Origin of the sequence: Crateriforma spongiae, from assembly GCF_012290005.1 — a bacterium.
In the GTDB taxonomy this organism is placed as follows: Bacteria; Planctomycetota; Planctomycetia; order Pirellulales; family Pirellulaceae; genus Crateriforma; species Crateriforma spongiae.
Genome location: NZ_JAAXMS010000005.1, coordinates 374,048 through 396,664, shown reverse-complemented (window position 1 = coordinate 396,664; position 22,617 = coordinate 374,048). Strand labels below are relative to the sequence as shown.

Genomic DNA, 22,617 nt, shown 5'->3' with positions numbered 1-22,617 from the left:
CTGGTCGAACTGAGCCAGGAATGAGATAACCTCCGGATCAATCTGCTGGTCCACTAGAACGTTGACCTGCAACCGAAAAACTGAGCCACTGGAAGCGAGAAAATCGGGTCTAAATTTGGCCGTCATTTTGAAAGAGATGATGACCATGAAGAAATCCCGTTCTACGAACGAGCAGATCGCATTTGCGCTCAAACAGGCCGAGACTGGGACGCCGGTCGAAGAAGTGTGCCGCAAGCTGGGCGTGAGCCAACCGACGTTCTATCGATGGAAGAAGAAGTTCGATGGTTAGGTAGTGGAAGAACTCCGTCTCTTGAAGTCCTTGGAAGAGGAAAACAAGCGATTGAAGTCGTTGGTTGCTGACTTGAGTTTAGACAAGCAGATTTTGCAGGATGTCTTGTCAAAAAAGCTTTGAGTCCTGCTTGCCTTCGTGAATGCGTGGAAGGAGCCAAAGAGTGCTACCGAATCAGCGAGCGTCGCCCTTGCAGTTTGGTTGGCCTGGCTCGTTCGACTTGCCGCTACGAATCCACGAAGGACGATCAGGCCGCACTACGAATGCGCTTAAGGGAGCTGGCAGCGACTCGAGTTCATTACGGTTACCGTCGGTTGCATATCTTGCTTCGTCGTGAAGGTTGGAACTTCAATGCAAAACGCGTTTATCGCCTCTATCGCGAAGAGCAGCTGGGTTTGCGACGGAAGACACCGAAGCGTCGGGTCAGTTGCCGCACACGCGTCGATCGCCCCGAGACGACTTGCGTCAACGCTTGCTGGGCGATGGATTTCATGTCCGACGAGTTGTCTGACGGCCGCAAGATCCGTCGGTTGACGACAGTCGATCTTTTTACTCGTGAGAGTATCGCGATAGAGATGGGCCAGCGATTTCGTGGAAGCAATGTCGTGGCGGTTTTGAATCGCCTTGCGGCTGATCGCCCGCTTCCAAAAACGATTCGGGTCGACAACGGTCCCGAGTTTACTTCAAAGGCTCTGGACCATTGGGCGTACGACAACAAGGTGCCACTCGACTTCAGTCGTCCAGGAAAACCGACGGACAACGCTTTCATCGAGTCCTTCAATGGAAGCTTCCGAACTGAATGCCTCAACGAAAACTAGTTCTTGTCCTTTGAGGACGCACGGTAGAAAATCGAAGCTTGGCGAGTTGACTACAACGAACACCGACCACACAGCGCTCTGGGCAACCTGGCCCCCAGAGAATTCGCTTTATCTTGCCAGGCTAGCCTGGCAAGATGAAGACTCTGGTTTTCTCACCAAGGTTGGTACAGGTTTTGGTAGCAGGTCAGCGCCGATAACAGATCATCGCGCAACGGCCTAAAATCACGGCGCACGCAAATCATGGCAGCTTACTTGCTCGGTTTGCAACTGTGAGGAGTAACTATTCTTGCGCAATGAAGCTGCTTTTCCCTAAACGAATCTACCGACTCGAAAACGGAAAAAGTCGAGATTAGACGCTACGCTCGGCCTCTGCGGCCAACACTTTCCTGAGGAAATCATCACCGGTGTAAGTGTCGTATTCGTCGCAGAGCTTCTCGATTTGGCATCCGGAAAACTTAAAGTGCAGATTCACCCAGATCGGTGGGCTTTTCAGTCCTGCAGCGGTGACCACTTCTTCGTACCTGACGACGACGGAATCTTCTCCCGGAAATAGCTCGGGGTTTAGTTGATGGTCAGTGGCTCGAGTAAAAATTTGGAAAAAGCCGTTAAGCCACACTTGAAATCCATCGACGCCGTAGAACTCTCCCGCGACAGGGCTGCCCTTCGGCCCGTGGCAAATGAAAACAAAATCATTAGTAAAAAGGTCGCCACAGTGCTCGAGTACCCGATGGTGATGTTGCTCAAAAAGAAGCATGAAACGCTGAGTCACCATCAAGGGATTTTGAATGAATGCCTCTACACCGACGCTTGCCCCGTGTTCACTGAGGGTCTCGGCAAGCGTCTCGATCGTAGCCCCCGAGGCTCTTCCTTCCCGTTCGGCCTTTCGGATGACTCGTTCGCTATATCCTGCTTTGATCGCCAACTCGTACTGAGTCAAACCACAAATCAGTCGCGTTTCTCGTAAAAGATGGCGATTGATCGAGTAAGACTTTCCGGAGATCAGTTTCACTTTCATCACCAATTTGCATGGGTCAAGCAGCAGTTGCAGAGTATTCCGGTGGCCAAAGGCAATCGTGCCGGTGGTGTTCCTGTTGGAGCAAACGGCTAGATACTACGCTTACCGAATCCCCCATTGTAGCCATTGGCTGTCTCAGTGCGAACAGGACATTCAAAATTCCCGTGCTTGTGCTGGTTGTCGCAGCTTAATTCCTTGAAAAAGCATTCCCCCACAACGTTCACACCACCAAGATCTGAAAACCAAGCAATGGTCTCACTGGAGCAATGAAATTTCGACTCCAACAATTTTTTTGCCTCACGCATGCAATAATGCTGCTTTCTATCGGCTCGGCTTTTGCCGACCTCATCACGGTGATCGAGAACTCGAGCGACCTGAATTGCGCGGCCAAAACACTGCTCAGTCAAGCAGAACACGAAGCCTTCTTGGGAAATTGTCGTTTCAGCCGAGACTTCATTCAGTCCGTTCAAATTCAGCAGCGGAACCTTTATTCTTCAGTAGTCCTGATCTACCCGTGTTTGGTGGATCCACAGCCTGTCCCAGAATCGTTAACTCTTCTGGAATTGCTTGCGGTTGAGAACGAATGCTACTTAGATCGGAGGCTTGCTTTCGCACGATTTGCAGCGTGTCACAACCGAGGGCATGAGGCTTGGCTGCATGTTTCTGCATCCGAGTTGTTGTCGCCGCCTAATAAGTTGCATGAAGAGTTTGGCCAGCAAACACGTGCGAGAGTCATGAGTTTCAATGCGGCGATCGGGACACGTCGTTCAGATCGGGAGGCCGCGAAGCCGTTTTACGCCGAGTTATGGGCCAAAAAGCAAGAACTCGTTGATGAGCTAGCGCTAGCCAGATCTCTGTTTCATGCGGGCGACATGGAAGCGGTGGAGGAATGTGTGCGTAAAGCTTACCAGTCAGACGAAATCGTAGCGATCGGTGAATTGTTCCTTGCATCGCTTTGTGAGCAACCGGAAGACCTCGCTATGCGCGAAGAAAGGCTCCGCATCGGAATAGAGAAGAAAAGGGACAACAGCGTCAAAGTTTGTTTGGGGCTTGAACACTGGCCGATTCGCCATAACCACGCGGAGGAAGCATTATCCGTCATCGAGTTGGTCGAAGCTCCCGTCGACATAAACCCCGATCTCGACTTCGTCACGGGGCCGGCCTATCGAATAGCCAAACGCTTTGAAAAGGCCGAACCACTCCTAAAGCCGCATCAGAACACACCATCTACTTTGCGATCAGACGTCAGTTCGCACCAGTGCCGGTGGAAAGGTCCGATGAAGGACGGCTCGGTCGAGCTTTGCAGATCGCGACGTCGAACGCCCGGCGTTTTCCAAACATCGAAGACGCCCAGTCAACGTTGGGCTGGGTGCAGTACCTCATGGGTGATGTACGGGCCGCCGAATCAATCCTTAACGGCACGATGTCCAACGTTAGCAGTTCGCGTGACACGAAATGTTACCTTTCAAAATTCAGACAGGACCTCGGCGATATTGCTGAAGCCACTCCCCATTAGTAGCCAACTGCCGCAATCTACATATATCCAAACCATTCATCCACTTTCATTAATTACAAATACAACGGCCCGATGAGAACAAAACGAAGATCATCTCAAACGCTTGTCAATTGCGACGATCGAAGGAGACGCGACAGGACACTTCGCGTTGAATCTCTTGAGCAAAGGCAACTGTTAGCCGCTGAGATTCAAAACCCTGGCAATCCGTTGGATGTAAGCAATGACCTTAAGATCTCCGCTCTCGATGCATTGCAAATCATCAATCATCTCAATTCAGAGTCGAGTTCTAACGGCAGTGGAGCGGGTACCAGCGACCGATACCTCGATGTCTCCGGTGATCAAAAGGCTTCTGCATTGGATGCTTTGTTGGTCATCAATGCTTTAAACGCTCCTGTTCCGCAAGCCACGTTTCGCTTGCTCAATGACACTCAAACGGACGGTGATACGGATCGAGACCAACGCACGTTCGACCTCGGTTTCGAGGGACGGCTCAACTTCGCGACCGAAAGATCGCTGTATCTCGGCGTGCAAGGTCCCGCCGAGATGCAGTGGTTTGACGTATCGATTCACATAGACGAAACAGGGTACTTTCACCTGACAGATCGACAAATAAGAGAAATTCTCGGCGATGCTCTAAACCGAGGTGCTTTCCAAATTTTCTTCGGGGTCGATCAGGCAATGGCTCCGGGCGTTCGGGACATGGACCTCGAAGTGCTTCCTGCCCCCCCGGTGACGACCGTTCATGTTCGACAGTCGGCCGAAGATGAGCAGGTGGCAATCAACTTTTTGGACCTTGTGTACGACGGAGATAACGATCCGGATGATTTGATTGTCACGGTATTGGAAGATCCGGTCCATGGTTCATTAGACTTCATCCAAGGTGAGTACTTCTATACACCGGCACCCAATTTCTTCGGAACGGAGATCATTGCCTACGAGGTGCATGATGGCGAACAGTCCAGTGGTCGCAAAGAGTTGACGCTGAACTTGGCCCCGGTGAACGACGCACCGCAGATTGAAATCGAATCGGTTATTTCCGCATCAATTCTTGACGAGACCATTGTTCTTCCGTTCGAAGCGTTCGACGTTGAGGGCGACTCTGTCGAGCTTTTGGGCTTTGCCACGATGGCCAATCCGCTCAAAGCGATCGACGATGAGTACCGACTAAACTACGCCGGTTCTGATTATTTCAACATGATCGGACTGGACGAGAAATGGCTCTTTAGCGATTCCGGGAACGCATTTTTTGTCATGCCCAACGGGGACTTGGTGCAATGGCGTGATGACTACAAGACCACTGGTGAAATTCGCTCGCAGGTGGCAAGGTTGGACGAGACAATTTATGAGAACCCATACCTTCTCGCGTATGCCGAGGCGGAAATTCCCGCTCCAGTAACAGTCAATGTCGAGAGCGACCAAGTCGAGGTCGTTTTGGACGAGCCACTTCATGGAGAAATCTTTGTTTACCTGAGCGCATTTGATGAGTCTGACGATTCGCTGGCCAGAATTGCAATTGACATCGTGGACGACCGCGCTCCCGATGACGGGCGATTGGCTCTTGTTCAGCGATGGAAGCAGATGGCGTCTGATCTGCGCCATGATCAAATCCCAGGCTTGATCGACACAATGACGGCGCATCTTTCGTCGTTCGATGAAGCAACCCAGGCTGATCTGATCGATACCATCGGCCAGTTGCGACAGTCTTACAAACAAACCAACGACGAAATTGAATCGGCTTACAACTGGGAAAAAGAGACGCTTCGTGAGGCGTTCCATGACCGAGCTAAGTTTGAGTGGGTCCAGCGAGAACTAGCGCGACTGCGAAGCGAGTTCGAGCAGTACTGGGATGCATCCAAGAACGATTTCGCCAGTGATCAAGCGGACAGCAACCTTAGAAAGTTACCGCCAATCTGGGTGCATCAAACCGACTTTGATCAGCCCATTCAAGTGGTTCAGGGCGATACGTTACGCATTCCATTTCGTGCGATCCATCCGATCGGAGATAAAATTCCCCTTTATCATTTCCCAGACGATCTGTTTCCGGGAGATCAAGCGCCGGCTTTTCAGGGGAGAAGCATATCAGAATACCCTACTCTGAAGGTAAATCCCCAGACAGGATGGTTCGAATGGCGAACGACCGAATCCGACTCGGGTCAACACCAATTCGCGGTGGTTGCCGCCTCACCTGCAGATCCACCTGATCCCGGAGATAATGAGTATCCGCTCCCCGGCGAGGACACATATACCCTCACATCACGCATTGATTTCACAGTCGAGGTTATCCAAGTCAAACCGACGCTCGAACGCATCGAGATCAATGTCCCAGCGATTTCAGATAGCGGTGCGGATCCGATTCGCTTGCGGTCAGTCGGTGCGAGCCATCCCAGCGTTGTCGTCGAACAAATCGATTTCTTTCAAGACGCAAACGGGGACGGAGTTTTTGATGAGTCGGTCGATTACTCGCTTGGCCGCTCTACGAAAAACTCATTGACCTTTGGTTCGTTCTCAGGCGTGCCCCACGCCGTTCCGGGCGACTCGGAAGCGACGTTCTTTGCACGACCTGTCTATTTCGCTGACAACGCGATCTTGTATGGCGATGCCGTCGGCGTCACCGTTCCAGTCATCGCCACCGCCAAACTTCAGACTCAACTATTGAAATCGGCCGATCAAGAGACGTCACTTGGCTCCACGACTGATCTGTCGCTTCCGTTTGATGCCGAGAATTATGCTTATTATGGTGATCAGGCAGCGGTGGTTGAGGTTGAATTCGACAGTGGTCTGTACCTGAGTCGAATCTCCCAGGTCGACGCGAGTGGTCAAGGGAAGACGGTGGGAGAACGTGTTCATCTTGGTGATTACAGACCCTCGCGAGTTCACGCGGCGGCCGATGCTGACGGTAACGTGCTCATCTTGATGGCGTTTGACGGATCACACGAGAACCCGCCGGGCGGCGAGGAAGCTAACAGTCTCTACCTATTGCGTATCGGTCCGGATAATACCCCGTTGGATGAACATCCGACACGACTTGTCATTAGCGACACCGATGCTCTGGTGGCGACCCTTGCCCTCAACAATTCCGGAAAAGGTGTGATCGCTTGGCGACATGCGTTTGTGCCTAGCGAAGGTGTTCGGGTGCAGAGCATCTCCGATACCGGAGAGAGTCTGGGGACAGCCGTTCATCTTGACTTTCCATCGGGTTATCCCGGGCCGAATGCTTGGCACAGCATTGGTATCAATGAAGCCGGCGACTATCGAGTTGCTTGGTATCATGAAGAGCGAACCTACTTGGCGATGGGCAAAGTTGATGATGACGCTTCGGTATTTGTCAGACCGCTTGATGCCGTCATCGATGATGTGGCTCATATGGACATTAACGAAGCCGGATGGACCGTTGCTGGGTCCGTACGAAGTTTAGTCGTCATCGATCCGCTGGGGCGGGTGATGGGGACACCGGTTGAGTTGTCGCAAAGCAACGATCTGAGCTACGACACTCGTTCCGTCAAGTTCGTTGGCGAAACCGAAGTGCAAACTGTTGGATGGCGTCAACGTGATTCGGTCCGAACAGCCGTTGGCAATGGTGCGACGCTACAATTGCAACCCGGTCTGAAGATTGACGATTTTGAAATTGAGTCGGGTTTGGCGCTGGAGGCTGGCGGAGCCATCGACATTAAAGTGTCGGTCAGCAATGAAGGTGATCTACAAAGCGAACCGTTCACGACCGCGTTCTTCCTCAGCCACGAAGATGATATCTCGCTTGCCAGTCGGTTGCTGGGGACGGTCGATTTTGGCGAAGCATTGCAACCCGGTGAAGCAGCCGAACTCGGCATTCAGTTGTCGCTACCGACCGAGAATGACCCTTTTTGGAATCGAGGTACAACGCAACTGCGTCTGATCGCACAGGTAACGGCCGCAGGACAACAAGAACAAATCACCCTGCCGTTCGTCAAAACACCGGTTCCCAAATTGACGAACTTGCTTGGCGTACACGAATGGAAAGGTTCGACTGACGCTGATGGTCAGGGACAAGTCCATGACCTTCGCCTGGCCGAACCGGGATTGGTTATTTTCGAGCCGATGGGTATTGCCGAATCGATTCATGACGACCTTCGAGTTGAAATTCGCGATCACAATGGCCGTGCGATTCGGGAAGTCGAGATTTCGGAGTACGATCTTTACATGCAATCGGCCTATTTGCCTGCCGGTGAGTACACGATCACCGTCATCGCCGACAGCAATCAATCGGGTGACTACGGGATTCAGGTCATTGAAGCTTCGCAGGTTCCCACGATTGAACTTGATCGTCCGATCCAGGGTTTTCTACCCGATGACACTCAGTCCCGGATCTATCGCTTTGTCGCTCCCGATGACGGTTTGGTCCGTGGCGAAATCTTGCCTGACAGCGAAGAGGACGCTGTCGAAGAAATCCATCTCTTTGACGCTTACGGCAACTTTGCAGCGGACTTCAGTCATCCGAATGCTATACATACACTTGAGCCAGGTGCCGAATACTTGTTACGCATTCGCAGCGAACCCAAACCCGAACCGACTCGCGACAACGTCTACTTCAATGTTCAGCTTCATGCGGCCGTTCGTCACGATCCTGTCGCCATCTCAATTGGCGAAATAGTCGATGTTCCACTGGATCGCCAAACCGCAAGTCGTCACTTTGACTTTACCGTGGCTGACGGGCAACGGATCGTCGTCGATTTGCTCGACAACGTCGAACCCGTCGACAATTATCTACGCTTGGTCGGGCCTGATGGAATCATATTCGAAGGCCAAGCCTGGTATCTGCTTGACAACCACGCCAAATACTTGAGCCAGCCAGGCGACTATCAGATAATAGCGTACCGAGAATATAACAATGAAGGCCGGCTCTCATTTCGCGTAACTGACTTGGCAAACGCACCGTCTGTGGTCGTTGGCCAACCGGAACGCATTACTCTGCAACGCAGCAACGAACTACAGGCGTTTCAGTTCACTCCGAAGAGCGACTACCGCTATTCGGTGACGCATTTCGATGAAGAGGGCGATACCGTATCACTGCAGATCCGTGATCCACATGGTGACATCATCCATGAAGGAGACGGAGAATTTATCGCTCGAAGCAATCAAGGCCATTGGGTATGGATGGATGGGACCTCTGGGGAGGACACGATTCAATTCAGTCGCGTAACCATTGAATTGAACGAACTTGGTGCGGTCGATCCGATCGTCGGTGACCGCACTCTGTCTTTGAATACGCCGACGAATATCGAACTGGCACCGTTGTCATCGCCTCTTCGCTACGTGCTGGAACTTACAGAGCCGAAGCAGGTCATTTTTGCTATCAGTTCCGACTTTCATAATAGCATCTCGTCGCAACTAATTGATAGTTTCGGAAATCAACGCGGGAGCGTGAAGTCGGATGAGTTCGTGTGGCTCCCAGCGGGAAGGAACGTTATCGAGGTTTCTACCGATAACACCGACGCCTCACTTCTGCCGACACTTGAGATACGCGACATCGCGACAGCCTTCGAGGTGTCTCTTGGCGTGCCTGTTTTGACTGAATTTGACGACGCAGACTCACCAGAGAAGCTTTATAAAATTCGTCTTCAGCAGGGAGATCGTTTTGTCATCGACGGTGCTGGCACCAGTTCCGATTTGTATCGTTCGGATGGCTTCCGCTTCGACGACGATGAGGACGGCAGTTATGTTGATGAAGCCGTCACGGCAAGCAGTGACGGATACTTCTATGTCCGAATCCACAACTTCGGTGGCGATTCTGTGCATTGGACGCCAGGAATCATCGATCAGGACGCCCAAGAATTGCCACTGAATCAGTTCGTTCAAGGGCGGATCGAATTGGAATCGGATGTGCAGCGATATCAATTTACGATTGACGAACCATCACTGATATATTTCGACAAAGCTACCGAAGAATCATTCGGATACAGACTGTTTTACGAGTCAGGGGTGAGTTTTTCTGATGGGATCGTTACTGACTTTAACTGGTTGGGAGACAATGACCTACCCATTCGCTTGATGGCACCGGGAACATATACGTTAGAGCTTAGCGAATTCGGGCGACCTATTGATTTCGAGTTTGCGATTCGCCCGCTATCCGCAGCGAGCCACCTTCCCTACGGCGAGCCAGCCACGATCAATCTACCGAATGCGGGACAATCGGAGATTCGCCAATTTCACGTTAACGCAGGTGTGCCCATTCGCATCGACGGTTTGCGAAATTCCGAAACATCCCTCCATATCGTTGATCGGCTCGGAAGGGTTCTCGCCGATACGCGAGAAGTGCGCGAGTCCACTTCGATTGAACTAACGCCAGGAAATAACGAGGTGCTTTATGCCATCTTTGATACGCCAAGAAATGCCACGCCGATGAGCGATGCCGTCGAGCTAAAGCTAACGGTTGTCAACAACGCCAACGGCCCACGGTACATCCAGCCACATATTGTCACTCAACAGGTTGGCCGAGACCTGTTCGCCGGCGGGGCACTTGACTTTATTGGTGTGGTCGGTTGGCAATATCTCGACGCCCTGGAAACGATCGCTGCAGAAGCACCCACCGCTGACTTGGCCGACCAGATACTGGACTCGGGCGACAAGGTGCGCATTCAGATGGAACTTTACCTTTCGACCCTTGTCAAACAGGCCGAAGCCCAAGACCGCATCGATGAGGAAAAGGATAGGATTGCGCAGGAGGAGAAAGCGAAACTTGCTGCGGCGGAAATCGACCGCACCGAAATGAAGGAGGATGCAGATAGAGAAGAGAAGAATGTAACCGATCCACTGAAAGCTCACAAAGTCTATCTTGACGAGGTTTGGCGTCCTCGCCGACTTGAGCTTCGCAAAAAATTCCTAAGCGACCGAATCGAACAGTTTGAAGAGAAGGTCGCTTGGTGGGACGATTGGCGGAGCAAACAGGAAGCGAAGATCCTCAAAGAATTTAACAATGATATTCGAGAGCTTGATAATTGGGTCAGCGAGCAGTTGTTGCGGCCACTCGCTAAGGTTTCTGGTTTAGAGGAAGCGTACCAAAGCTACACCGACTGGAAGGATCGCCAGTTCGACATCATCGAAGAACGCTTTACAGAGTGGCATGGTTATTGGAATGAAAAGCTACAGGAAGCAAAGGAGCAATTGCAAACGGCTGACGATTACGTCGATGATTTGGTGACCAAAGCAAAAGAGCCCCTTGACAGAAAAATCGAGCAAGCCGAACAGGCCGCGATCAGGGTCAAGACTTGGGTTGATACCTATATCGACGAAAAGAAAAAAGCAATCACACAGACGGCCATCGACAAAGTGAATGCACTGCCGAAACCGGCGGGTTTCGATCCGAAGGTCAAGGAGAATCTCATCCCGGTCTTCAACGACATTGCTAGCGATATTGCGGCCGTGGAAACTTTAATCCAAGATCCCGGCCAGGCGGGGGCTGTCATTGAAGATCGCATCGATTCGGTGAAGGAGCGTAATCCTTATGGGACCGTCAAACAGATCCAGCAAGACGCCAAAGACGCTGGCCAGACCGCCAATGGAGTCTTGGATGTCGTTGAAGAAAAGACAAAGCCCTTCGTCGCCAAAGCCAAAGAGACTGGTGGTAAGTTCTCCGACGCTTCAAAAGACGCCGGTGGTAAGGTTTCCAATTGGGTAAAGGATGCTGGAAAGAAGATACGTGAGAAACGCGATGACGCGTTGGACCAGGAAATCATTGCTTACAAGATCGAAACTGGTTTTAAAACATCGCTTAATCTAAGCAACGGATCGCTGTATCTTGACGCTCAGCTTGGGCCGGGGCTCGGTTACGATTCTCGCAAACTTAATGACGCACTCGAAGACGACGCGTCGATTCCCGATCTGCAGCCTGTTGAATTCATCAAAGGCGTGTTTGGGGCCGATCTGGTGGTTACCGACGAGTACGACCAGACACGTAACGCTCTCTATCAAGAATTCGGTGCTCAGAATGTCTTCTTTGCGACACGAAGATTCGTTGAATATTTCGGTGGTGAAACCGCGGCTGAGGTTGCCGTCGAGATCTACTTGACCGGAGGCGAGGGAGTCGAGGACGCAATTCGCGACTTCGGCGAACACATGCGATTGGAAATGAACGATCTACTCGCCTGGATCGAACGCAAAGCGGAGGATCAAGTCGAGGCTCTCGGTCCGATGCTTTTGAAATCCTTGATCCTTCAGCAACCCGTCCAATCACCGCACATCGAGCTGCGTTGGATGCCGATCAATTACAACTACGAAATTAAGGAGAAGCCGCTGACTGGCGAGTTGATCAAAGGCATCACCGGTGGCAGCAAGGGGAGCTTGGCGGAGTTGGTCGGTCGTGACGGATTGGACCTGGATTCGCCTCACCTTGGTTTCGCCTTGATTTGGCAAATCCCCGACGGCGTCGAACCCGAAGAATTGGGCGAAGCGATTGATACGGATGTTGCCGAGTTTGATTTTGACTTCTCCGGCGACCCAGATAGTGAAGATATCTTCAGCGGAGCGTCTATCGAAGGCGCCGTGGTCGATGTCGTTTTGAAACAGCTCGAAGAAGAAGGCGCATCGGAGGAGGTCATCGACGGCTTGGATGCGCTAGCCGGAGTCATTTTTGGTTCGGGAACTTTCGAACAAGCGTTTGCTCAGGTGATGACCAAACTGATGGACGAAGCGATCCGCGAGATGCTTCCCGGTGAGGCGGATCCTTACGTCACATTCATTCAGAATGAACTGAAGAAGTCAGATGGAGACGAATTCGTACTGGACCTCACTAATACCCCAATCGGTCAAAAAGTTGTCACATTTTTAGACAAGATTTCGTTCGGAAACCAAGGCAAAGCGACGCTCACTAAGCTAACGCTGAACCTCTCCACATTTGTCCTTCAGATGGACGGCGAGTTGTGCCACAAGCATTCTTGGGGGTCGATCGGAGATCTGGCAGAAAACGTTTCGGATCTTTTCAATGGTTAGGTACACTCGGGAGTTCAGTGAGTCGGTCAATATTGTTCCAGGGTAGAGCATAGATGTAAGATGCCGAATTCTTCGAGCACATATTCGGACCCAAGCTGTGACGGGGAGATCAAAAGGGACCAGTGATGGGCGTTTGAAAGTCCCCCACCTTGTGAGGGGGTTAGTCGAACTACGGTTGCCCGTTTTGCATCGTGCGAAGCGGAGCACCGTAGGCCGTGGCCAATCATTTGAGCGTGACCAAGTCCAATGCCATCAAAAATTTACATCGTTATGATCTGTCCCAACGTGAGATCGCCGAGACGCTGAGTGTCGACCGCAAGACCGTCCGCAGGCATTTGGCCGGCGAATCCCAAAACCCGTTAGACCCGCAAACGAGTGGCCGGTTTTGCCCGAAAAATGACGTAAATGCTGGTCAATACGGCAGCGTGGATTCAGGCGGAAGCGGAACCTTGTTGGCTTTACGCCACTGTGACAGTTCCATTCGCATCGACTCAGCCAGTTCCCTATTCGATTCCGCAAGATTGTTTTGCTCTGCGGGATCTTCTTTCAGGTTGTAAAGTTCCAGACGCCCGTCCTTGAGAAACTGAATCAGCTTGTGGTCATTTTTGCGAATGACTGAACATGTGCCATGTTTGTATTGGCTCGCGATGTGCCAAAACAATGGCCGATCGGCGAGTGAGTCGTCCGTTCCCTGCAGCAAGGGTGCGAGCGAATTTCCGTCGAGTGTTCCTTCGTGGTTCGTGACGTGGGCGACGTCCAAGAACGTGGGAAACCAATCAAGCCCACAGATCGGAGTGTCCGTTCGCCCCGGCCGCACTTTCCCCGGGTGACTGACCAGAGTGGGAACTCGAATGCCGCCTTCGTAAATCTCACCCTTGGCGCCTCGCAATTGGTTGTTGGTGCTGTACATCGGATGCTGGCCATTGTCGGACGTAAAAACGATCATCGTGTTGTCGCGAATCCCGGCGTCATCGAGAAACTGGACCAGCCGCCCCACGTTTTGATCCATCGACTCGACCACCGTGGCATACTTCGCCATCGCTTCGCGCTTCTTTCTAAGTCCCTGGCCGGTGTTTGGATCACCGTCCTTATTCATGTACTTGGCGAACAGCGCTTCGCTGCGGATTCGGATGGGACGGTGAACTGCGTAGAAGTGCAGATTGACGAAGAACGGTCCATCCTGGTGTCGCTTCATGAACGCGATGGCGTCATCAGTCAGCCGATCGGTCAGCCAGCGATCGTCCTTCCGATGTTCGATAAACGGATTACTGAACGGTGCCCAATAGCCGCCGGCCTCGCTCTTGTATCCGCCCTCCTCAAATGCCGGATCACCACGAAACGTGCCGCCGACGTTCTTCAGAAAGCCGCGGCCTTCTGGATAGAACTTCTTGATCGCAGGCTGTTTGTGATCCTCGACCCAACTGAAGTCACCTGGATTGGGCTGCGTCAGTTTGCGGTCCAGCGGAAACTTCATGGCCAGTTCTCGCCTGGGGTACGGGCCAACGATGTGCCATTTGCCAAGATGGATGGACTTGTACCCCGCCTTCGCAAGAGGCTCGGCGTAAACCGGATGGTCATGAGTGACCGTCCAACGGGAGAAGATATTTTCGTCGGCCGTGCCCTTCTCCAGAACGGGAACGGTGTAGACACCTGTGCGGAATGACTGTCTGCCAGTGAACAGTGCTGTTCGCGACGGAGAACACGTCGGATACATGTACGCGTATTCAAAAACCAGACTGTCCTTCGACAGTGCATCCAGGGCGGGAGTTTCAAACCATCTGCAACCGTTAAACCCGACGTCTGCATACCCCAGATCGTCCGCCATAATGAACACAATGTTCGGCGGTGTGGCAATGTCGTTCGCTGCCGCGAAAGGCGCAGAGAACGGTACAGACAGCATGACGACCAGCAACTGTATGAATTCGATGTTGGACGGTCGGTGGAAAGGCATGTGCAAACCTGATTCGGGATATCCTGAAAAACGGGTGGATGCGCTCTGAACGTCGGACGACAACGGCGAGTCTCAAAACCATGTGATCGCTTCATTCAAGCCGGCCGCCTGAGGTGTCTCCATCGCCAGGCGACTCGTGCAAATTCTTACACAAAATGATTCAGAATGCCGTGACAAACAGCAGAAATGTGAGGCCTGCCCCCGGGAAGCCCTCCCCAACAAACTGGCGTCGTTGGTTTCTGCGGCCTTCAAGCCGGCGACCGGCACGACGTTAATCGCCATTATGGAAAGGCACCATGGGCACCATTTGCGCAAACGATTTTTTAGGAAATCGCCAACATAGATTAGATACTCGAACGGCAAGTCATCAGCGTCAATCTCACGAAGCGCATCACCGACGGTGCTGTAGATGACGTTTTGTTCGTTCTGTACCCCCGCTTGCTCGACAACGGCCAAGGGCGTGTCCGGTGCGTAGTTGATCGCAAGCCTTTCGACAAAATCCCTAAACTCCGCACGCATCGTAAACAGCACCATCGTGTTGCGATGAACGGATAGTTTTTCGATCGTGTCGTCGGTCTTGATCCAGTCACCGGCGGTCAAAGTGACACTCTTGGTACGCCCACCGGACGTGATCCCGGCACCAATCGCAGCGTTGGCGGCATTGAACGAACTCAGGCCAGGGATCACTTGCGGCTTCAAGTCTTCAAACTCTTTGAGCATCCATGTGCGTGGGCCATAGATCATGGGCTCCCCGCTATCGAGCACTGCGACAGTTTTTCCCGCCGCAACGGCATCCCGCACCAAGCGGACAAGCTTCACCCGTTTGGCTTGGTAGGCTTCTGCCCGTTGACGATCTTCTCCTTCATACAGAAACGGATCTCGACTGAAAAACGGTATCATGTCGGAAAACTCACTATGAACTTCTTTGCCTTTTAGAGACTCACGGAGCATTTCAGCGTGATGCTTTCGACAAAGGATCAGGTCGGATTTTTTGATGGTGTCGACGGCGCGCAACGTCATCAAATCTGCGTCACCCGGGCCCAGTCCAACGAGATAAAACTGGGTTGGCTGAGCTTCGTTCCCATGGCACTGAGACCCATCCAAAGTTTGGACCATTGCAATGGCTAGCAGTGTGAGCAGCACGCTCACCGAAACAGTCGTTCTAGACTTTTTCCGGAATAACCCTTTCGAATCTCAAAGTAACTCGAGCGGCCCCCATGGGGCAGCCCGAACGGCACGGACTCACGAAGGACCATGAGTACCGCCCACTTGCACCAAGTCTTTATCATTCAAGAGCGCAAAAAAACTTCACCGATTAACAACAGGCACTGTACACACGCATTCACCGGTGCGGTGGCCGAGGTGGGCAACAGCAAAGCTCAAACCATCAAACGCCGAATCAGCGGCGTTGGCAATTTCGACAACGACAAGAATGTAATCGATTTGTCCACTGTGTCGGACTCGATCTTTACCCCCACCGGACTGTGTTTGAATCTATCCCGCCCGGTTAACTTTCGACAATAACACATTGTCTTCACCACTGCGGAAGGGTAAGGGCGGATCCGACAAAGGGTCGTGCTGGGCAAGCAAGCCAACGCGATCGAGCTACGCTATGGAAACAATCGAACCGGATCAGCAATTTGACTTCGATTGGTGATTGCCAACATTCTTGACGAAGCGGAAGTGCCAAAGTGACCGGCTTCCGATCCTTTTCCTGCCCGGCGTTCGCCGTCAGGGCCCCTGGGCGGCGAGGTTTTGACTTCGAGCCAAGATGATCACGGCGCTGTGAAGACTTGCGATTGCCGGTTCGGCGAATGAACTATCGCGCCGACTCGTGCAATTTTGCCGCTTGATGGTTGACCTGCTGAAGAACCTCCGTCCATTGTTTGTGCGGCTGTTCAAAGGGGTCGAGGAAACCATTTTCATTGCGTGGAGAGTCGCCGCGTTCGGCGGCATCCCACTGTTCCAGATAGCCACAGTGATGCCAGCCGACGTAGTACGGGGTGGACATCATGCCACGCAGCATGTCTTCGTAGAGCGAGGCAACTTCTTCCACAGATGTCGCCCCCGTGCGGAAACCTTTCACACCCCACAGTTGCTGGTTCGAACCCGCGTAGCCGAAACAACCGTCGCCGTTGAAGATTGGCTTTCCCGTAGCCTGGTAAATCATGTCCGTCAGCTGTTTGTCCCTTTCCCAAGGCCCATAAGCTTGCACACAGACGACGTCGACGTGCTCTCTGATCGCCGGCAAAACAAAGTCGTGGTGCCACATCACCATGTTTTTGTCGCCAAGAATCAGATGATTCGGGTCGTGCCTGCGAATGATCTCTTCGTGCATGGCGTACCACTGCTTGGCGATGATCGGCATGAATGACGCCATATCCTTCTTGGCGGATGCCACATCGTTCGGATGGGTCCAGTCCACCTGACGAGCCAGTTCGTCCCATGAGATCCCGTACGTGGGACTGATCGGCATCCCCCATGCTTTCGCAGCCGCTTCTGCGTCCGGGTAACGGGAAGCCAGGTGTTCCAGCCACTTTCGTTTCCCCGGCGACGATTCGCCGAGCGGAAGGATCGCATTGATCCACGGATAGATCATGGTCGTATCGTTCTTTTCCGCCTGCTCGGCACGCCCCATGACCCAACTGGGCACGTCGGTGTACAGATAGCCGATCAAGTTGCGTTGGTCCTGATGGAGCGTGGTGACCTGCTCGACGCGTCTTTCGACGAACGCGCGGAAGTCGGCCGAGAACACATCAGGTCGCGGGCCACGTCCGAGACGTTGTTGCCAACCGGCCAGCGGGGCCGTATCGAGCGACGCGATGTAGTAAATCTGCTGTTGGTACAGCCGAGGATCGATGGCCGGATGCGTATGTTTACCAAAGGTATTGAAGCCAAGACTTTGCGACACTTCGACCTGAGCGTTGATCCACTTTTTGGCCGCGTCACCATGGGTGTTGAAATGGCCATCGGCATCGACCATATCGGCCCCATACTTTCTCAGGGTGGCTGACTTGTTATAGGGAGCCAGCCACAGGTGCGGTTCAATGTGATTGACGCCGATACTGACAAACTTCTCCCCCTCGGCGTTCACAAACCACCAAACACCATCGATCTGTTCAACATGGATGTAGCCCGTTGCTCGCTGAGCGAAACACGGAACGCACAGAAAAGTGGCAAGCAAAAAGGGCAGAACGTTCTTCATGAATTTGATTCCCAAATGGCCTGGCGGATGGGGGTCAAAGCAATACGTTGCTTTCTCGATCCCAAAGATGGGACGGTCAGTCACGGACCAACGCTTCACTACCGCCCCTTTCTGACACTGTGTTCCTTCCACTTGTCGAACAAGAATTCATGAAGTTGATTCAGTTCATCCGGCGAGGCGGGGTTCCTGACGTGCTCGTAGACTGAATGATTCATCTTCGTGACGGTCTCAATCAACGTCTGTCTGGGCTCGCCACGGAGTGAGTAAAATCCGTTCTGATTGTTCTTGGCCAACGTGTTTCCGCCCTGGTCGTACATGCAAGCACAATAGGTCACGCCCAAGACCTGCGGATCTTTGAAGTGCCGCATCAGGTTCGCGGCATACACTTCGGCACGTGCATCGTGTGACACCAATCCGGCGTGCAAACTGCCCTTTCCACCTGGATAGTGGAAGCCAAAATACTCATCGGAAAAGATGATCGGCAAACCGGTCGCTTTGCCAATTTCGTTGACCGAAATGAACTCGTTGACGTGTTGCGGGGCGATCATGTCCACGTACGGTGCGGCCCTTTTCCAAGAATCCATCGACAAAGCCCATTCTTTGATGAACGAGCCAAGGATCAAGTGATTGGTATCGAATCGCCGAATCGCAGAGTGCCCCAGTTTGTATAGTGAAACGCACATGTGAGAGACGATTGCTTCAAAATCCGCCAGCTTTCGTTCATCCAAGGACTTGCCGACAATCGGGAAATTGCGGCGTTCGTACTGTTTATCGTACGTCAGACAATAAGTCGACTTCAGCTCCGCCATGTCTTTCAGTGACGTGCCGTAGACCTCGTTGAACTTCTCGGCATCGCCCTGGTATCGCTGGATCAACAGATCGCAAAGCACCTCGCGGCCAGGGCTTCCCGGCGGCAGCGAGAAGTGATGATTGACCCATTCGTCGGATTTGTTAAACGCCCCGAAACCGTAGTAATACCCCATGCACAATGGATCGTCTTTGTAACGTGTACACACTTGTGCTGCGCGAGAGCGAATCAGTTGCTCGTAGTCTGGATCAAAGATGTCCGGAAGCGTTTCGCCGTCAACAAACTCCCAGGGGTGCTTCAACAAGATCACACCCACGGAAAAGGGAAAGTTGGCTTCCCGGAAAAGCGTCTCTGCTTTCTCGACGTCGACGAACCCGTTCAAATTCCGTTCCGGGCTGGTCGCACTTCCCAAAGCACAGTTGAATCCCATCTCGCGCGCCTTTGCAAACGAACCTTTCAGCCAAGCATCAGCGTCGCCATCGTAGATATTCCGGCAGGCGAGATCGCTTTCCCCGGATAGCATGTGGCTGAGTGCGACCGCAAAAAACCCGTTGCCATCAGGGGTGATGAACCAATTGCGTCCGTCAATCTGTTCGATATGAAAGAATCCTGTGGCCTTCCCTTTGATGGCAGTCGTGCCGCCGTACTGGTCCAGCCCGCTCGTGACAGGTTCCGTGGCAGCGGCATGATTCGCAAACGCCACAGCTATCAATAACAACAAAACTCGGGGCATTGGAATTCCTCGGCAGAGGTCGTCGTGGTCGAAAGGGAGAGACAATCAGCGGTGTGTTGCGAGCCAAACACGGACCGCCACTATTGGCCGGAATCAAACTTGATTCGAGTGATTGAATAGGGTGGCAACACGATGGACTGATTTGGCGGTGCGATCCAAGTAGTGGATTCACAACGCTCAAGGTTCTGTGCGGATACTGCCAGTGGTTGGCCATCGACATGGCTCAACTGCAAAACGTCTTTCAATCGCACGGCATTGTTGCCGGCCATGACGACGGGCTGCTCAATCTTGTAGGCGTTGTCAAGGCGATTGGCGATGATCAAGTATCCGGCGGAATCTTTCATCATCACCGTGGCATCGACGTCATCTTCTGCCCCGTCAACAGTTACGGCGTGGACGGAATCGGATTGGCGAATCGCATCCTTGAACAAGCTAAAATGCGTATAGGGCAGGTGTGGGTGCTCACCGATCCCCTGTATGCCACCTGTAAAATCAAAGAAGTGCTGGAACGAGTGCCAATGTGCGACCGTCACCGACGGATGGTTGATGAACCGCATCAGCATGACGTCAGCATGAAGTGCTCCCAGATGCGAGTCACGCAGCTTGTACTGCTTGAGTGTGCCGCCGAAACCTCCGACGCCATATTCGGTCATCCAAAGTTTCTTTTTCGGAAACAGCCGATTCAGATGTGCCAGCGTCTTATTAAATCGCAGCGTCAGGTATTCGTCGCACTGATGGTAACCTTCCAGATAGGGAATAAAATCCTCCGGTTCTGTTTGACCGCTCATTTCGGTCAGCGAATACATATGCATAACAACGGCGTCAAAAAACTCTTTTCCCTTTAGTTCTTTGATCCAGCCGTAGGGGTGATCGGCTCTGGCAGATCGCTTTTCCGTCAGAAAATCAAGATCCTGGTACAAGTGAGTTGGAACCAGAACTCCGATTTCTGTATCCGGCAGTTCTTTGCGAATCACGGCGGTGATTCTTTGAGCGCGCTGCACGTACTGAGTCGCAGATGGGAACGCCCAGTTGTAACTGTCGTAGAAGACTTCGTTTCCGATTTCGATTCGAGCGACTTGGTGGCCTTCGCGTCCAAGACTTTCGATCCAAGCTCGGTTCTGTTCAAACGTTTGGGTGCACACATTCAATACAAGACTGTATGCCACGTCGTTCTGTTTCACCCACTTCAGGTACTGATCGGGAACGCGGCCCGCACCATCGGTGAACTTGTGAATTCGCGCATTGTGGCCGGAGTAATCACGCGTGGACGGGGAATCGTCGTCAAAATAGCCCGTGGACGGGTTATAGAAATTTGATCCGGTCCCGCCTGGGAACCGAAAAAACGGTTTGCCCGCTTCGTTGTATCGAGCGGCATAGGCGGGATGGTCGAACCAAACGGGACGAAAGATGCACTCGTTATTCGCGCCGTAGAGATCCTGCGACAACGCGTGTTGGCGATTGGGATTGATCGAGAGCTGAATCGTCGCGGGGTCGACTTGGTCTGCGTAAACTCCGTAAATGAACTGGGTGAACGAGGCCAGAACCACAAGACTGTTAACAAAGTGATTTCGTTGCATTGATAAACACGAGGGTAGATCGATCGGGATTGCGTCGGCATGGGGCCCAGAATTTTTCCGGTGGTGCCAGCTTCGGACCAACGACAAACGGATGCATGAACGAATGAGTGGTCCCGCTACTCAAATTTCATGAGATGCTTTTCCAACTTTTCTTGTTTCAGACGCATCTTCTGTTTTTCGCGGCCAGTCAATCGTCGTGATGGATCTTCGTGAAACGAATGCGGACCGCCGACGTCGGTGCGGGCAAATCGTTTCAAGACCTCATCGATCATCGCTTTTTCCGCTTGCTGCGGTGGTGAGAGAGCGTCGAGGTTTTCGATGGGCGGAAAGGAATCCAGGTCGTGTGGAAGGTCACTGCAGTCCCACCAGTCGCCTTTTCCATCGCGTAGCAAGAGGTGGCCGCGGACCATCTGGCGGTTTCCCTTGTAGGCGTAGATCCAATCGCGATGATCGGGTGTTTGTTTCGTCAGATACGGCCACAGGCTGGTGCCGTTCAACTCATATTCATCGAATGACGGCAAGTCCGCCCCCATGATTTCGGCCAGTGTTGGCAGCAGGTCGGACAGATCGGAAAGAATGTCCTGCTTGCCTTGAACGAACTGCGGCTGTCCGGGAGCGTAAATGATGAGAGGGACGTGCAGACTACGTTGCTTTTCGACCGAGGCCTTCCAGCCTTTGGTACCGTTGTCTGAAGTAAAAATGACGACGGTGTTTTCCAACTCGCCAATCTGCTTGAGCTTCTCAAGGTACTGCCACAATTGGAAATCCAGATATTCGATCTGAAACTTCAGCTCGTCCGGTGTGATGTTCTCTTTTTCATAGGTCGTACTTAGCTTGTCAGTCGGGCCATTGGCCGTGATCTTCGGTCGGTGACGCGTATACGTTCTCGTATCGGCGTTCCAGGTCAATCGGGGTGTCCCGGGCCAAGTCATGTTGTGTCGTGGGCTGGCCATATCGACGGCCTGATGGCCCAAGTGTGAGGTGTGGTAGACGAAAAACGGTTTGCCCTGCTGTTTGGATCGCTCCATGAATTCCAGGATGTGATCCATTTCAATGTCAGGTCCGTAATCGCTGATTGCGGTTTCCTGCCACGTGAACGACGTGCCGGGATGGTCGGGGTGATTCGCGACTTGCACCTCCGGCCACCACAGAAATGAATCTGAATTCCAGAATTCTTTGTTCTTCAGGTTTCGAAAGTGATCGAACGGGCTCGTGCCGCGAACCTCAGGTTCACCCGGCGTGAAAACTCCTTCATCAAAACCGAATCGCGTGTAACTTGAACCGGTCGTGACGTGCGTTTTGCCGACCCAAATCGATCGGTAACCGGCTTTCTTGGCCAATTGCCCGATCGTCAACGGCGAGCTATCAGCGATCGGATAGATCCCACCGCGTTTGGATTTCCCAAATTCGCCATTGTCCCACCATTTCGTCAAATGTGCGTATCGACCGCTCATCACCATTGCACGGGTGGGCATGCAAACGGTCGATGACCAAGCAGTGTTGATGTAGCAGCCTTCGGTTGCCAAGCGATCGATGACCGGAGTGACAGCAGGCTGGCCATAGCATGTGGTCGAACCGTAGATCGGAAAGTCGCGAGCACTGATGTCGTCCGCCATCACCACGATGACGTTAGGGCGCTGGTCCGCCGCGTCCAGCGCGGTCATCGCAGCAAGAATGCAGAAGAATTGGATCATGGCAGTCTGAACGTTCCTGGTCGTCGCGAGTCGTGTCGTCGATGGATAAT

At 52.7% G+C, this 22,617-nt stretch carries 10 protein-coding genes and 1 pseudogene; 4 read left to right on the top strand and 7 right to left on the bottom strand.

Going from position 1 to position 22,617, the window contains the following annotated elements; translation table 11 throughout:
* Nucleotides 1-145 precede the first annotated feature (145 nt).
* A pseudogene (locus tag HFP54_RS15525) lies at nt 146-1,245 on the top strand (IS3 family transposase).
* Nucleotides 1,246-1,456: 211 nt separating this feature from the next.
* Here the strand turns inward: HFP54_RS15525 and HFP54_RS15515 are convergent.
* Nucleotides 1,457-2,122: a helix-turn-helix domain-containing protein gene (locus HFP54_RS15515; RefSeq protein ID WP_168565819.1), complete on the bottom strand. Its 666-nt coding sequence runs from the start codon at nt 2,120-2,122 to the stop codon at nt 1,457-1,459.
* 311 nt (nt 2,123-2,433) lie between these two features.
* On the opposite strand from HFP54_RS15515, the gene HFP54_RS15510 reads away from it, so the two are divergent.
* Entirely contained in the window at nt 2,434-3,714 is a 1,281-nt protein-coding gene (locus tag HFP54_RS15510; RefSeq protein WP_168565818.1) for a hypothetical protein, read from the top strand.
* A 131-nt stretch (nt 3,715-3,845) separates the two neighbouring features.
* Nucleotides 3,846-12,599: a dockerin type I domain-containing protein gene (locus HFP54_RS15505; RefSeq protein WP_168565817.1), complete on the top strand. Its 8,754-nt coding sequence runs from the start codon at nt 3,846-3,848 to the stop codon at nt 12,597-12,599.
* A 412-nt stretch (nt 12,600-13,011) separates the two neighbouring features.
* On the opposite strand, the gene HFP54_RS15500 is transcribed toward HFP54_RS15505, so the two are convergent.
* Together HFP54_RS15500 and HFP54_RS15495 are read right to left on the bottom strand one after the other, a co-directional pair.
* Nucleotides 13,012-14,550, bottom strand: coding sequence for a sulfatase (locus HFP54_RS15500; RefSeq protein ID WP_168565816.1), 1,539 nt, complete (start codon nt 14,548-14,550; stop codon nt 13,012-13,014).
* Nucleotides 14,551-14,622: 72 nt separating this feature from the next.
* Nucleotides 14,623-15,699: an SAM-dependent methyltransferase gene (locus tag HFP54_RS15495; RefSeq protein WP_168565815.1), complete on the bottom strand. Its 1,077-nt coding sequence runs from the start codon at nt 15,697-15,699 to the stop codon at nt 14,623-14,625.
* A 105-nt stretch (nt 15,700-15,804) separates the two neighbouring features.
* Here HFP54_RS15495 and HFP54_RS15490 point away from each other — a divergent pair, with 105 nt between their 5' ends.
* On the top strand, nt 15,805-16,074 hold the full coding sequence (locus tag HFP54_RS15490) for a hypothetical protein (RefSeq protein ID WP_168565814.1): 270 nt from the start codon (nt 15,805-15,807) through the stop codon (nt 16,072-16,074).
* A 295-nt stretch (nt 16,075-16,369) separates the two neighbouring features.
* Here the strand turns inward: HFP54_RS15490 and HFP54_RS15485 are convergent, their stop codons facing one another.
* The 4 genes from HFP54_RS15485 to HFP54_RS15470 form a co-directional block, all read right to left on the bottom strand.
* Complete coding sequence (locus HFP54_RS15485; RefSeq protein WP_168565813.1) at nt 16,370-17,755, bottom strand: glycoside hydrolase 5 family protein; 1,386 nt, start codon at nt 17,753-17,755, stop codon at nt 16,370-16,372.
* A 98-nt stretch (nt 17,756-17,853) separates the two neighbouring features.
* Nucleotides 17,854-19,296, bottom strand: coding sequence for a hypothetical protein (locus HFP54_RS15480; RefSeq protein WP_168565812.1), 1,443 nt, complete (start codon nt 19,294-19,296; stop codon nt 17,854-17,856).
* Nucleotides 19,297-19,376: 80 nt separating this feature from the next.
* Nucleotides 19,377-20,873 (bottom strand): hypothetical protein, encoded by a 1,497-nt coding sequence (locus tag HFP54_RS15475; RefSeq protein WP_168565811.1) that lies wholly within the window; start codon nt 20,871-20,873, stop codon nt 19,377-19,379.
* Between the two features lie 116 nt (nt 20,874-20,989).
* Nucleotides 20,990-22,567, bottom strand: a complete 1,578-nt coding sequence (locus tag HFP54_RS15470; RefSeq protein WP_168565810.1) for a sulfatase-like hydrolase/transferase — start codon at nt 22,565-22,567, stop codon at nt 20,990-20,992.
* Nucleotides 22,568-22,617 lie beyond the last annotated feature (50 nt).

Coding starts and splice junctions, on each gene's coding strand:
- HFP54_RS15515 (WP_168565819.1), bottom strand. CDS start 2,122: ATGAAAGTGAAACTGATCTCCGGAAAGTCTTACTCGATCAATCGCCAT.
- HFP54_RS15510 (WP_168565818.1), top strand. CDS start 2,434: ATGCTGCTTTCTATCGGCTCGGCTTTTGCCGACCTCATCACGGTGATC.
- HFP54_RS15500 (WP_168565816.1), bottom strand. CDS start 14,550: ATGCCTTTCCACCGACCGTCCAACATCGAATTCATACAGTTGCTGGTC.
- HFP54_RS15490 (WP_168565814.1), top strand. CDS start 15,805: ATGAGTACCGCCCACTTGCACCAAGTCTTTATCATTCAAGAGCGCAAA.
- HFP54_RS15485 (WP_168565813.1), bottom strand. CDS start 17,755: ATGAAGAACGTTCTGCCCTTTTTGCTTGCCACTTTTCTGTGCGTTCCG.
- HFP54_RS15480 (WP_168565812.1), bottom strand. CDS start 19,296: ATGCCCCGAGTTTTGTTGTTATTGATAGCTGTGGCGTTTGCGAATCAT.
- HFP54_RS15475 (WP_168565811.1), bottom strand. CDS start 20,873: ATGCAACGAAATCACTTTGTTAACAGTCTTGTGGTTCTGGCCTCGTTC.
- HFP54_RS15470 (WP_168565810.1), bottom strand. CDS start 22,567: ATGATCCAATTCTTCTGCATTCTTGCTGCGATGACCGCGCTGGACGCG.